The organism is Lysobacter sp. Root983, from assembly GCF_001429345.1.
Classification (GTDB): Bacteria; Pseudomonadota; Gammaproteobacteria; order Xanthomonadales; family Xanthomonadaceae; genus Lysobacter.
This window is the reverse complement of sequence record NZ_LMJO01000012.1, coordinates 998,676-1,011,534: the sequence shown is the minus strand read 5'-3', so window position 1 is coordinate 1,011,534 and position 12,859 is coordinate 998,676. Positions and strand designations below refer to the sequence as shown.

At 67.7% G+C, this 12,859-nt stretch carries 14 protein-coding genes and 1 tRNA gene; 6 read left to right on the top strand and 9 right to left on the bottom strand.

Going from position 1 to position 12,859, the window contains the following annotated elements; all coding sequences use genetic code 11:
- From ASE43_RS11870 to ASE43_RS11835, 8 genes are all read right to left on the bottom strand, one after another.
- Complete coding sequence (locus ASE43_RS11870) at positions 1 to 681, bottom strand: response regulator transcription factor (RefSeq protein WP_056179494.1); 681 nt, start codon at positions 679 to 681, stop codon at positions 1 to 3.
- 485 nt (positions 682 to 1,166) lie between these two features.
- A complete protein-coding gene (gene rimK / locus ASE43_RS11865) occupies positions 1,167 to 2,078 on the bottom strand; it encodes a 30S ribosomal protein S6--L-glutamate ligase (RefSeq protein ID WP_056179491.1) in 912 nt (303 codons plus the stop codon).
- Entirely contained in the window at positions 2,075 to 2,545 is a 471-nt protein-coding gene (locus ASE43_RS11860; RefSeq protein WP_056179488.1) for a RimK/LysX family protein, read from the bottom strand. The genes rimK and ASE43_RS11860 overlap by 4 nt, the downstream gene beginning before the upstream one ends.
- A gap of 354 nt (positions 2,546 to 2,899) precedes the next feature.
- Entirely contained in the window at positions 2,900 to 3,313 is a 414-nt protein-coding gene (locus tag ASE43_RS11855) for a GFA family protein (protein ID WP_056179484.1), read from the bottom strand.
- Between the two features lie 20 nt (positions 3,314 to 3,333).
- On the bottom strand, positions 3,334 to 3,816 hold the full coding sequence (locus ASE43_RS11850) for an SRPBCC domain-containing protein (protein WP_057160584.1): 483 nt from the start codon (positions 3,814 to 3,816) through the stop codon (positions 3,334 to 3,336).
- Positions 3,813 to 4,142 (bottom strand): metalloregulator ArsR/SmtB family transcription factor, encoded by a 330-nt coding sequence (locus ASE43_RS11845; protein ID WP_057160583.1) that lies wholly within the window; start codon positions 4,140 to 4,142, stop codon positions 3,813 to 3,815. The genes ASE43_RS11850 and ASE43_RS11845 overlap by 4 nt, the downstream gene beginning before the upstream one ends.
- Before the next feature lie 319 nt (positions 4,143 to 4,461).
- Positions 4,462 to 4,532 (bottom strand) — tRNA-Gly (locus tag ASE43_RS11840).
- Positions 4,533 to 4,611: 79 nt separating this feature from the next.
- Positions 4,612 to 6,429 (bottom strand): autotransporter domain-containing esterase, encoded by a 1,818-nt coding sequence (locus ASE43_RS11835; protein ID WP_056179475.1) that lies wholly within the window; start codon positions 6,427 to 6,429, stop codon positions 4,612 to 4,614.
- A gap of 213 nt (positions 6,430 to 6,642) precedes the next feature.
- On the opposite strand from ASE43_RS11835, the gene thiS reads away from it, so the two are divergent.
- The 4 genes from thiS (at position 6,643) to ASE43_RS11815 (ending at position 11,180) form a co-directional block, all read left to right on the top strand.
- Complete coding sequence (thiS, locus tag ASE43_RS11830; protein ID WP_055903698.1) at positions 6,643 to 6,843, top strand: sulfur carrier protein ThiS; 201 nt, start codon at positions 6,643 to 6,645, stop codon at positions 6,841 to 6,843.
- A gap of 822 nt (positions 6,844 to 7,665) precedes the next feature.
- Positions 7,666 to 8,460 carry a thiazole synthase gene (locus tag ASE43_RS11825; RefSeq protein WP_056179471.1) on the top strand — a complete coding sequence of 265 codons (795 nt, stop codon included), beginning with the start codon at positions 7,666 to 7,668 and terminating at the stop codon, positions 8,458 to 8,460.
- A 1-nt stretch (position 8,461) separates the two neighbouring features.
- Positions 8,462 to 9,202 (top strand): tRNA (guanosine(46)-N7)-methyltransferase TrmB, encoded by a 741-nt coding sequence (gene trmB / locus ASE43_RS11820; protein ID WP_057160582.1) that lies wholly within the window; start codon positions 8,462 to 8,464, stop codon positions 9,200 to 9,202.
- Positions 9,203 to 9,332: 130 nt separating this feature from the next.
- Entirely contained in the window at positions 9,333 to 11,180 is a 1,848-nt protein-coding gene (locus ASE43_RS11815) for an SLC13 family permease (RefSeq protein ID WP_056179464.1), read from the top strand.
- Positions 11,181 to 11,356: 176 nt separating this feature from the next.
- Here ASE43_RS11815 and ASE43_RS11810 read toward each other — a convergent pair whose 3' ends face one another.
- Positions 11,357 to 11,674 (bottom strand): Rieske (2Fe-2S) protein, encoded by a 318-nt coding sequence (locus tag ASE43_RS11810; RefSeq protein ID WP_235567238.1) that lies wholly within the window; start codon positions 11,672 to 11,674, stop codon positions 11,357 to 11,359.
- Between the two features lie 121 nt (positions 11,675 to 11,795).
- Here ASE43_RS11810 and ASE43_RS11805 point away from each other — a divergent pair, with 121 nt between their 5' ends.
- Positions 11,796 to 12,107 (top strand): hypothetical protein, encoded by a 312-nt coding sequence (locus ASE43_RS11805; RefSeq protein WP_056179457.1) that lies wholly within the window; start codon positions 11,796 to 11,798, stop codon positions 12,105 to 12,107.
- A gap of 8 nt (positions 12,108 to 12,115) precedes the next feature.
- Positions 12,116 to 12,829 carry a fumarylacetoacetate hydrolase family protein gene (locus ASE43_RS11800; RefSeq protein WP_057160581.1) on the top strand — a complete coding sequence of 238 codons (714 nt, stop codon included), beginning with the start codon at positions 12,116 to 12,118 and terminating at the stop codon, positions 12,827 to 12,829.
- The last annotated feature ends 30 nt before the right edge of the window (positions 12,830 to 12,859 follow it).

Genomic DNA, 12,859 nt, shown 5'->3' with positions numbered 1-12,859 from the left:
TCAACCGTTCTCGGGCGCCGCGATGCGGTAGCCGATGCCGTGGCGGGTCTGGATCAGGGGCGTGTCGAAGGGCTTGTCGACCACCGCGCGCAGGCCGTGGATGTGCACGCGCAGGCTGTCGGAGTCCGGCAGTTCCTCGCCCCACACGCGGGTTTCCAGTTCCTGGCGCGTGACCACCGCCGGCGAGGCTTCCATCAGCGCCTGCAGGATCTTCAGCGCGGTCGGATTGAGCTGCAGCAGCTTGCCCTGGCGACGCACTTCCAGCGTGTCCAGGTTGTATTCCAGATCGGCGGCGTTCAGCACCCGCGTCTGCACGCCGCGACCGCGGCGCGAGAGCGCGTTCAAACGCACCTCGACTTCCTGCAGAGCGAAGGGCTTGATCAGATAGTCGTCGGCGCCGGAGTCGAAACCGGCCAGCTTGTTGTCCAGGCTGTCGCGCGCGGTCAGCATCAGCACCGGAGTCTGCTTGCGCGCTTCGTTGCGCAGCTTGCGGCAGACTTCCAGACCGTCCAGCCCGGGCAGATTCAGATCGAGCACGATCGCGTCGAAGTCGTGCACCACCGCCAGGTGCAGTCCGGTGATGCCGTCGGCGGCGAAATCCACGGTGTGGCCGCGGTCTTCGAGAAAATCGCCCAGATTGGCGGCGATGTCCTGGTTGTCTTCGATTACGAGTATGCGCATTGGACCTTCCTGTTTGAGCCTTCGACCCGAGGGCCGCGGCAAGGTTCCTGAACTCAGCGGCGGCGACGCGCGCCAGCCGATCATGAAGTCGAGGCGGCGAGGCTCACGATTCTGCCAGAGCCCGCGCTGTGCGCTTCTCACTCGCTCATGACGGGCCGCACCGGCAAACAAAGGCCCAAGCGCGGGGCCACCGCGCCTGGGCCAAAAGGGTATTGCCCCGATTACCGTAACCTGCTTCGACCAGATCGCTGACTTGGAAGAGCGGCATGCTGCGGTCCGGACACGCTACGCGGAAATCGATTAAACGGCTGTTAAAACGAATATTAATTATTTGTTAAACGCAACCTGAAATCGCGCTTTGTTCAGGTCCCTGCTGGCGCCGCTGGCAAAGCCCGGGACGTCCGGCAGGGCGCGATAGCCGACGAATCAGACGGTTACCCGGCGTTCGCGGCAGATCGCGGCAAAACGCCAAAATGAGCGGTCCGTCACGATTTCTTGGCTGCCGCCCGTCGGGCCGAATGCCGCTTGGTGCGGCCGGCGACGTAGGCGATGACTTCCCCGGCCACGTCCACCCCGCTGGCCTCCTCGATGCCCTCCAGGCCGGGCGAGGCGTTGACCTCCAGCACCAGCGGGCCGCGATCGGAGCGGATCAGATCGACGCCGGCCACGCCCAGACCGAGCACGCGCGCGGCGCGGATCGCCACGTCCTGCTCGGCCGCGCTGGCCTTGACGCCCTTGGCGGTGCCGCCGCGATGCAAGTTGGAGCGGAAGTCGCCCTTGGGCGCCTGCCGCTTCATCGCCGCGACCACCTTGCCGCCGACCACGAAGCAACGCAGGTCCGCGCCCTTGGCCTCGGCGATGAATTCCTGCACCAGGAAATTGGCGTACAGGCCGCGCAGCGCCTCGATCACGCCGCGCGAGGCCGACAGCTTCTCGGTCAGCATCACGCCGGCGCCCTGGGTGCCCTCGTTGAGTTTGATCACGTGCGGCGGCGGGCCGAGCATCGACAGCAGGTCGGCGGTGTCGTCGGGGTTGTCGCCGAACACCGTCGCCGGCAGGCCGATGTGCTCGGCGGCCAGCAGCTGATGGCTGCGCAACTTGTCGCGCGCGCGCAGGATCGCGTCGGAGGAGTTCGGGGTGTAGGTGCCCATCAGCTCGAACTGGCGCAGCACCGCCGAGCCGTAGCGCGTGATCGAGGCGCCCACGCGCGGAATCACCGCGTGGTAGCCGGCGATCTCGCGGCCCTTGTAGTGCATCTCGAAGCCGTCCGAGTCGATGCGCATGTAGCAGCGCAGCGGGTCCAGCACGCGCACGCTGTGGCCGTGCTGGCGCGCGGCTTCGACCAGGCGCCGGGTCGAGTAGAGCTTGGTGTTGCGCGACAGGATCGCGAGCTTCATGACTGGGGGTTGTCCGAATGGGGTGCGGCAGGATTGGGCGCCGCCTTGCCGTGCAGGAACGAGCGAGCCGGATCTACCGTGAACACTCGCGCCATCGCGGTGCGGCCGAGCAGCATGGGGAAGCGCATGCCGCGACGATCCGCGAGGTTTATTTCAATTTCGCGTTCGACCCCGGCCAGACGCAGGCCGGTGCGCACGAACACGCGCTCGCCGCGGTGGCCGCCGGAGTCGGTGACCACGCGTTCGTCGTGGACCGGCGCCAGGCATTCCACCACCTCCGCCCCGACCGCGCCGGGGCTGAGGCGGAAGCCGACCCAGGGTGCGCCGCCTTCGCTGAAGCGCCACTGCGCGTCGACGTGCAGCGCCGAGCTGCGCGCGCCGCTGTCGATCTTCGCGCGCAGGGCGGCCACGCCCAAGCCGGGCATCGCCACCCATTCCCGCCAACCGAGCACGATACGGGCTGCCATCGCGTCTCCGCTGCGTCGAGGTCGCCCTCAAGAAAAAACAGCGGCCGTCCGGATCAAGGGACGCGCCGCCGTCGCTGTCGGATCGGGCGCGCCGTCGCGGCGCGCATCGAACCGTGGAAGTGTGGCGCGGTGGGTCGGGCTGTGGATAGCAACCGGACCTTGCCCAGCCCCGCCGCGGACGATCGAAAACTTAACGATCGACCGCTCGGGAAACCGCACCTGAAACCACGTCCATAGCCTACCTCAACAGCGCGGGGGACCTCCAGCGATGGGCGTGAGCGGCCGGTTCGCGGACACGAACCGAAGCATCGCCCCCGCGCGAACGATGCCGCGGCCTATCCCCGTGCGGTTCGCTTACTCGGGCATGCCGTCGAATTGCGGCAAGGCCGGATCCACGCGATCCCAAACGTGGCCGCGTGCGCGATAAGTGACCATCTGCGGCCGATAGCGGCCAGGGTCGTCGAGGCTGGCCGCATGCACGGTAAACACGTCGGGCATGGCCGAGAAGGTCAGGTACACCGGCGAGCCGCAGGTGGGACAGAACGCGCGCGTCTTGGCGTTGCCGCTGTCGCCCAGCAGATCCCAATGCGTCGCCGCGCCGCTGAGCTTCACCTGCGCTCGATTCGGGAACGACAGATACGATCCGTGCCCGGTACCGCTCTTGCGCTGGCAATCGCGGCACTGGCAATCGTTCATCGCCAAAGGTTCGCCGGAGATTTCGTAACGGATCGCGCCGCAGGCGCAACCGCCGGTGTAAGGCTCGCTCATGTTCGTATCCAGGTTGTGCTTCAGTGCAGGGAAGTCGGCGGCGCTTGTTCGGCCGCGACGCTGTCGAGCTGTTTGAACACCTTCGGCCAACCTTCGCTGAGGTTGCGGTAGGTGGCGTCGTTGCTGGGCGCGACGAAACCGGCGTGAACCAGGCGCAGGCGCGTGCCGCCTTCGGCCGGCGACAGGTCGAAACTCACCACGGTGTCCAACAAGGCACCGTAGCCGACGTTGCTGGCGTGGCCGCTGCGCCAGGCGAACGCGAGGCGCCGGTTCGGGCTTACCTCCAACACCTCGCAATGGATCACGCCGTCCCAGGCGCCGCCGGGCGTGGTCTGGAAGCTAAAGCGCTGGCCGACCACCGCTTCGAATCCGCTCGGCGGCATCAGCCAGCGCGCCATCAGCGCGCCGCTGGTCAGCGTGGCCCAGAGGATCTCCGGCGCGTGCGGAAATACCTCGTCCAGCACGATCGTCTGCGTGGCGCTCTGCGATGCCGCATAGTTCATGGGTCGATTTCCTTCAAGAGAGTGCGCAGGCTGGCGAAACGTTCGCGCCAGAACACGCCGTAGTGGCTCATCCAATCGACTAGCGGCGCGAGGCCCTCGGGCTGAGCGCGGTAGTAGACCTTGCGACCCTCGGGCCGCTCGATCACCAGCCCGGCCTGCTTCAAGGATTTGAGGTGCTGCGAAATAGCGCCTTGCGTCACCCCGCTGCCGCGTGTGAGCTCGGCCACGGAGATCTCGTCGCTACCGACGATGCGCTCGAACACCGCGCGACGGGTGGGATCGGCGAGCGAGCGCATGACGGCGTCGATGGGGGCGGCTTGGGTCATGGAAAAACATTAGCCAATGCTTATTAATTAGTCAATACTAATTATTATAACGAACTCATGTCATTGTTAAATAATGGATTATCGTTTTCGAAAGACAGGTGCCCCCTGCTCCACCCGGCATCGGCGCAGTGCCTCCAAGCCGCACGAATTCCCATCGGCACCCTGGCGACGTCGCGCAATCGACCGCAGCCGCGGACGATCGGCGTAAGCGAACGGCTACAACGGCCCGATGCGGATCGGCCGCGGAGACTTGAAAGAAATGGAGGCTCGCGCGGAACGCGCTTCGAATACCCGTCGAACAACGTCGGGTGAAAGATCGAGCGGGTGATGGGAATCGAACCCACGCTAGCAGCTTGGGAAGCTGCAGTTCTACCATTGAACTACACCCGCATGCGGCGAAGTCTATGCGCGCCTACGCGGGTTGGCAAACCGCGCGGACCCGTGCGGGCCCGCGCGGTTGCGATGCTGCTTAGAAGCCGGCGCCGATGGTGGCGAAGACGGTGGCGTGATTGCCGCCGGCCTGGCCCACGGTGACGCTGCTGCCGAGGTTGGCGTCGAGCCCGAACAGCTGGGTGCGCGCGCCGATCAGCAGGGTGCCGTAGCTCTGATCGAAGTCGTGGCCGGGCACGGCGTAGGGCGCGGTGCCGGGCATCGACTGCAGACGCGCGAACACTTCCTTGTCGGCGTCTTCGAACTCGCGGTCGTAGGTCAGACGCGCGTAGGGCTTGAGGTGGTCGTTGATCGCGTAGCTCACCTGCCAGCCGGCGCTGCCGATCAGCGAGTCGAAGCTCTGATCGTTATAGGCCAGCGAAGTGGCCAGGGCCGGGTCGCTTTCCTTGAAGCCGTCGACATCGATGCGCTGGGCGACAAAGCCGATCACCGGGCCGTGACGCAGCGCGCCGTCGCCGAATTCCCAACCGGCGCTGATAGCGGCGGTCAGGTTCTTGCCGTCGGTGGAGCCGCGGTGGACGCGGCTGGTCGGGCCCAGCACGACGCGGCGGTCGATGTCGTAATCGACCTTGGTCCAGCTGAGCTGGCCGTTGACCCAGGCGTTGGCGCCGTACCAGGCCGCGAAGCCGCCGAGGGTGGCGTCGCTCTGATCGAACTCGCCGGCGTTGCGGCCGAAGTCCAGGCTCTGCTTGCCGAAGCCGGCGAAGCCGCCGAATACCCAGTCGCCGCGGGTCCAGTCGACGCCGCCGGCGATGCTGGGGCCGCTGCCGTCGTAGACGTCGCCCTTGCCGTAACGCTGGAAGTCGCCGCGCGCGTCGGCCCACCAGCGCATGCCGTCGCCTTCCGGCTTGCCGGCCAGATGATTGGCGACGCGATCGGCGCGCGAACGGCCGACCATGGCTTCGGAGTTCGGCAGCAGCGCGATCTGACGCGGCGCTTCCAGGATCGACACGGCGTAGTCGCCGAGGATCTTGTGCGCGCGCGAGGACGGGTGCACGCCGTCGGCGAAGGCGTAGGTGTCCGGCGCGGTCGGGTTGACGTAGTTGAGCGGGCTGCAGGTGACCGACGAGGCGGTGATCTGCGGATTGCAGGCGGTGCCGGTGACGTTGGTGATGCCGTACGGCGCCGGGTTGGCGACGATCTCGCGCAGCAGGTTGAAGGTGTCGAGCGGGATCACTCGGTAGCCGGCCGTGGCCAGTCCGCCGAACAGGGCGTTGTTGTAGGTGGTCGACAGCTGCGTGCCCGCGGCCTGCTGGGCGGCGCCGCCGGCGCGGAACTGCGGGGTCAGGCCGAGGTCGGGGATGGTCGGCACCAGGATGTACTTGGCGCCGGCGTTGGTCAGCGTGCCCACCAGGCCGATCTGCGAGGTGACCGCGGCGCCGATCAGGGTCGGCGAACCGCCGCCGGCGACCGCGAACAGGTCGTTGGCGCCGCCCCAGACGGTGTACAGCGCGCGCGAATCGGCGCGGCCGCCGTTGGCGGCGAGGTAGCCGGTGACCTGGGTGGTCAGCGACGGGATCGGGCCCAGCGCGCCGGCGGTGTTGGTGCCGGTGCGGGCGCCGCCGACGGCGTAGTTGGTGCCGCCCTGGTTGTCGCTGACCGCGTTGGTGCCGTAGTAATCGGCCAGGTACTCCGCCCAGACCAGGCCCGGATTGGTGGTGAAGCGACCGATCTGGGCGCCGTTCGGGCCCACCGCCTGGATCAGCGCGGGGCGGAAGTGGCCGGAGTCGGTCAGGCTGTCGCCGAAGAAGACCGTCTGCGAATAGGTCTGGGCGAAGGCCGGCGCGGTCGCCAGCGCCAGGGCGGCGGCGAGCACGGTGCGAACGGGTTTGATCATGGGGTTCCCTGCGAGATCGTGAGGTGGTGTTGGTGTCGGAACTGGGCGTTTGCCGCGCTGCGACAGTACGCACGCGGATGGCTCGGCATCGAAGCATGCGGCGCTGCGACATACAAGGCGCAGTGCGTCAAAAACGCTCAGCGGGCAGCCAGCCTGGGCACAGCGACCGGCCGCCCCTGGCCGCGCGCCGGGCGGCGCGGGACAATAGCCGGCATGGACATCACTCTCAATGGCGAGCCGCGCGCTATCGCGGCCGCGACCACGGTCGCGCAACTGCTGCTGGACGAGGGCCTGGGCGAACGCCGGGTCGCGGTCGAGGTCAACGGCGAAATCGTCCCGCGCGGCGCGCACGCCGCGCATGCGCTGGGCGCGGGGGACAAAGTGGAAATCGTGCATGCGTTGGGGGGTGGGTGAGCCCAAACGAGCTTTGCGCGGCACTGCCGCGCAGTTTGGGCGAACGCCCGGCCACGGATTGGCCGGGCCGGGTGAGCCAAGACGCGCTTTGCACGGCACTGCCGTGCAGTCTTGGCGAACGCCCGGCCACGGATTGGCCGGGCCGGACGATCCGAAGCCCAGTAGCCGCGCCATGGATGGCAACGCGCATCAACCCGAAGCGATGCCAGCAACGACGCAACACCACCTCCTATCGGTCTCACGTCGCACCCGCAGCCCATCGCGGCTCACGCCGCTCCCACAGAGAGCTGCGGCGCGTGCAGCGATACCCGACTCGTAGCCACGTCGCCGGCGTAGTTGCCGGTCGCGGCTTGCGCCGCTCCTACCCCTGGGCTCGAACCTCGCCTTGCCTCGGAGCCCATCGCGGCTTACGCCGCTCCCACAGAGAGCTGCGGCACGTGCAGCGATGCCCGACTCGTAGCCACGTCGCAGGCGTAGTTGCCGGCCGCGGCTTGCGCCGCTCCTACCCCGAGACGCGAGCTTCGCCTCGTCCTTGCAGTCCATCGCGGCTTACGCCGCTCCTTCAGAAGGCCGCGGCGCCTTCAGTGAAGTCTGAATCGCGTTCGCACCGCAGCCGTAGTTGATGGTCGCGGCTTGCGCCGCTCCTACCTCTAGGCTCGAGCCTCGCCTTGCCTTGGAGGCCGTCGCAGCTTGCGCCGCTCCTGCCCCAAAGCCCCGGCGCCACGCGCGACCCCGCTCGAACCCCACTCAGGGCTGAAAAAGCCCAGACAAAGCCGCTTCGCGATCACCCTGCGCCCCGGTCGATCGTTCATAATTCCGCCTATGACGACCCCCACCGCTGCAGACACGCTGGTCATCGCCGGCAAGTCCTACCGTTCGCGCCTGCTCACCGGCACCGGCAAGTTCCTGGATCTGGACCAGACCCGCCTGGCCACCGAGGCCGCCGCTGCCGAGATCGTCACCGTCGCGATCCGCCGCACCAACATCGGCCAGAACCCGGGCGAGCCCAACCTGCTCGATGTGCTGCCGCCGGACCGCTACACCCTGCTGCCCAACACCGCCGGCTGCTACAACGTCGACGACGCGGTGCGCACCTGCCGGCTGGCGCGCGAACTGCTCGACGGCCACAAGCTGGTCAAGCTGGAAGTGCTGGGCGACCAGCGCACCCTGTTCCCCGACGTCGTCCAGACCCTGGCCGCGGCCGAGATCCTGGTCAGGGACGGCTTCGATGTGATGGTCTACACCTCCGACGATCCGATCCTGGCCAAGCGCCTGGAAGAGATCGGCTGCGTCGCGGTGATGCCGCTGGCCGCGCCGATCGGCTCCGGCCTGGGCGTGCAGAACAAGTACAACCTGCTGGAGATCGTCGAGAACGCCAAGGTGCCGATCATCGTCGATGCCGGCGTGGGCACCGCCTCCGACGCTGCGATCGCGATGGAGCTGGGCTGCGACGGCGTGTTGATGAATACCGCCATCGCCGGCGCGCGCGATCCGATCCTGATGGCGCATGCCATGAAGCTGGCGGTCGAGGCCGGCCGCGCCGCGTTCAAGGCCGGCCGCATCCCGCGCAAGCGCTACGCCAGCGCGTCCTCGCCGGTAGACGGGCTGATCGGCTGAGATGACCGACCCGTTCTCCAGCGACGGCGCCAAGACCCCGCCCAAGCCGTTCACGGTCGAGCAAGGCCGGCGCCAGGTGCGCAGCTTCGTGCTGCGCCAGGGCCGCTTCACCCCGGCCCAGCAGCGCGCCTTCGACGAGCTGTGGCCGCGCTTCGGCATCGACTACCAAGGCGCGCCGCGCGACTACGACGCTATCTTCGGGCGTTCCGCCAAACGCGTGCTCGAGATCGGCTTCGGCAACGGCGAGGCGCTGCGCTACGCCGCCCAGCACGATCGCGAACGCGATCTGATCGGGATCGAAGTGCACGCCCCCGGCGTCGGCCGCCTGCTCAATGCCTTGGCCGCCGACGGTAGCGATCACGTGCGCCTGTACCACCACGACGCGGTCGAAGTGCTGAACAACGAGATCGCCGACGGTTCGCTGGACGAGGTCCGGATCTACTTCCCGGACCCCTGGCACAAGAAGCGCCACAACAAGCGCCGCCTGGTCCAGCCCGAGTTCGCGCAGCTGCTGGTGCGCAAGCTGGCCAGCGACGGTCGCTTGCACCTCGCCACCGATTGGCAGGACTATGCCGAACAGATGTGGGACGTGCTGGATGCGACCCAGGGCCTGAGCAACCGCGCCGGCGCGCGCGGCGCCGTGCCCCGGCCGGATTGGCGCCCGCAAACGCATTTCGAGACCCGCGGCCAGAAGCTCGGCCACGGGGTCTGGGATCTGCTCTACGACAAGAGCCGGGATTAGAGATTCGGGATTAGGGATTCGGAGTGGACGTCATCGCGCATCCGCAACGCTTCGCTGAAGGCATGCTCCCGGAGCATCGCCGCATCCGCTATCGCCAATCCCGAATCCCGAATCCCGAATCCCGGCCCTGATGGACACCGCGCTGACGCTCACCACCGACATGAAGCTCGTTCTCGGGCTGGTGGGCTTCACGATGGCGATGTTCCTGTTCGAGCGCATCCGCGCCGACGTGGTCGCCCTGGTGGTGCTGGTGCTGCTGGGCCTGTCCGGTCTGGTCGAACCCGACGAACTGTTCAACGGTTTCTCCGGCAACGCGGTGATCAGCATCATCGCGACCATGATCCTGGGCGCCGGCCTGGACCGCACCGGCGCCCTGAACCGGCTGGCCGGCTGGCTGCTGCGGCGCGCGCACGGCGTCGAGCAGCGCTTGCTGTTGCTGACCACCGCGGTCGCCGGCCTCAACTCCTCGTTCATGCAGAACCCGTCGGTGATGGCGCTGTACATGCCGGTCGCCGCGCGCCTGTCCTCGCGCACCGGCCTGTCGCTGCCGCGCCTGCTGCTGCCGATCGCCGCCGCGATCGTGATGGGCGGCGCCCTGACCATGGTCGGCAACTCGCCGCTGATCCTGCTCAACGACTTGCTGCTCAACGCCAACAGCAACCTGCCCTCGGGCGCGGCCACGATCGAACCGCTGAAGATGTTCGCGCCGCTGCCGATCGGCCTGGCCCTGCTGGCCGCATCGCTGGCCTACTTCCATTTCTTCGGCGACAAACTGCTCAAGGACGACAGCGACAAGGGCGCGACCCCGGCACGCACCCAGAGTTACTTCGCCAAGGCCTACGGCATCGAAGGCGACGTCTACGAGCTCACCGTCACCGCCGACAGCCCGCTGGTGGGCATGTCGCTGGGCGAAGCCGAAGCGCTGCGCGGCGCGCCGCTGCTGCTGGCGCTCAAGAGCGACAACGAGTCGCGGCTGTCGCCGCCGGCCGACGCCCGCATCTGGGTCGGCAGCGTGCTCGGCGCGATGGGCTCCAAGCAGCACGTCAGCGACTTCGCCCAGAACCATTTCCTGCGCCTGTCCTCGCGCCTGCGTACCTTCGGCGACCTGTTCAATCCCAGCCGCGCCGGCATCTCCGAGGCGGTGATCCCGGCCACCTCGGCTTACATCGGCAAGACCGCCGGCGACCTGCACCTGCGCAAGCAGGCCGGCCTGAGCTTGCTGGCGGTCAATCGCGACAAGCAGGTGCTGCGCGAGAACGTGCGCAACGTCCCACTGCGCGCCGGCGACATGCTGGTGCTGCACAGCATCTGGACCGACCTGGCCGACGTCGCCGCCAGCAAGGACCTGGTGGTGGTCACCGACTACCCCAAGGGCGAGCAGCGACCGCACAAGCTCAAGCTGGCGCTGACCATCTTCGCCGTGGCCATGCTGCTGGCGCTGTCCTCGCGCCTGCCGGTGTCGATCGCGCTGATGACCGGCGTGGCCGGCATGCTGATCGCGGGCGTGATCAACATCGACGAGGCCTACGCGGCGATCAACTGGAAGACCGTGTTCCTGATGGCCTGCCTGATACCCCTGGGCTGGGCCATGGACTCCAGCGGCGCGGCGGCCTGGATCGCCGGCCACACCATCGAGCGCCTGCCCACCGGCACGCCGGTGTGGCTGCTGGAGTTGTTGATCGGTCTGCTTACTACTTTGTTCTCATTGGTGATCAGCCACGTCGGCGCGACCATCGTGGTCGTGCCGCTGGCGGTCAACCTGGCATTGGCCGCGGGCGGCAACCCGACCGCGTTCGCCCTGATCGTGGCGCTGTCGGCCTCGAACAATTTCATGACCGCGTCCAATCCGGTGATCTCGATGATCACCGGCCCGGCCGGCTACACCGGCAAGGAGCTGTGGAAGATCGGCGCGCCGCTGTCGCTGATCTATACGCTGATCGCGGTGCTGATGGTGAATCTGCTGTTCTGGGGTAAGTGAGCGGCTGCGCTGCTTGGGTGCAAGCAGGAGCAAAGCAAAAGCAAATCCCACCTAGCCCCCCTTTTGCAAAGGGGGGAATAAACAGCCGCTGCTCGAACGCGGACTCAGTTCGCCGCGAATCAGTTCCCCCCTTTGCAAAAGGGGGCCAGGGGGGATTTGCTCTCAACCCCGCAGCACTAAGCCAACCAAACCGCCCCATCGCGCACCACCACCGCGATCGCGCGCAGCGCTTCGCCGCGGCAGGGGCCGGCCACGCAGGTACCGCCGCCCAGTTCGAAGCTGGCGCCGTGCGCCGCGCATACCAGCAGGCCCTCTTTGCTCTTGAGGAACTGACCCGGCGCCCAGTCCAGGCGGCGGCCGGCGTGCGGGCAGATGTTGAGCCAGGCGCGCACCCCGGTTTCGTCGCGGTACAGCAGCAGCGATTCGGCGTCGCCGGCGATGCTGGCCTCGGCCTCGGCGAAGCCGCCAACGGCGATGCGCTCCAATGAAATCAACGGCTGCGCCGCCGAACCGCCGGCTTCGGCATGGTTTAACGAAGTTCTCACACCCTCGTCCATCGCTGGTCCGATACTCATCCGTCCGGCCTTGTTGCCGCATTGTGTCACGACACAAGAAATGTTCGCCCACAGCTTCCGCTTCGACCATCACCAATTCCAGCAGCGCATGCGCAACGCCTTCGAGCCGCGCAAGCCGCGCCACCGGCTGCTGCGCTTCGCCGTGGGCGTGGTCGGCCTGGGATTGCTGGCATTGCTGGTGATGTTCAGCGTCGTCATCGGCACGGCCATGATCGTCGCTGGCATCGTCTACAAACTGTGGAAGCGCCGCGGCCAGCCGATGGCGGCGCGCGATCCGCGCATCGTCGAAGGCGAATACCGCGTCGTCGATGCCGCACGCATCGAACGCGGCGATACCACCCGACCCCTGTAAGGCCCGCAATGACCGATGTGATCGCGGCACCGCCGCAGCCCCGTATTCCGGTCCGCGGCGGCGGACAGTTCCCGGTCCGTCGCATCTACTGCGTCGGTCGCAATTTCGCCGAGCATGCGCGCGAAATGGGCGCTGCCGTGCCCACCTCGGCCGCCGACCGCGGCCGTCCGGTGTTCTTCCTCAAGCCCGCCGACGCGATCGCGCTCGACGAGGCGGTGCCCTACCCGCGTGGCACCCAGGACCTGCACCACGAGGTCGAACTGGTGGTGGCGCTGGGCCGCGACGCGCCCGCCGGCGAGCTCGACCCGGCCAATGCCGGCGCGTTGGTGTTCGGTTACGCGGTCGGCCTGGACCTGACCCGTCGCGACCTGCAGACCGCGGCCAAGGCCAAGGGCCTGCCCTGGGACACCGGCAAGGCCTTCGATCGTTCCGCGCCGGTCAGCCCGATCGTGCCGGTGGCCGAGGTCGGCGAGCTCGGCGCGCGCACGCTCAGCCTGGAGGTCAACGGCCAGTTGCGCCAACGCGGCTCGCTGGACGATCTGGTCTGGAACGTGCCCGAGATCCTGCACGAGCTGTCGCGCCTGTACGCGCTGCGTGCGGGCGACCTGGTGTTCATGGGCACACCGGCCGGCGTGGCCGCGCTGCAACCCGGCGACCGCTACCACGCCGTGCTCGAAGGCGTAGCCGAACTGCACGGCCATATCGTCCCCGCGACGGTATAGTCGGGCCTTAGGCACCCCCGTGCCGTTCAA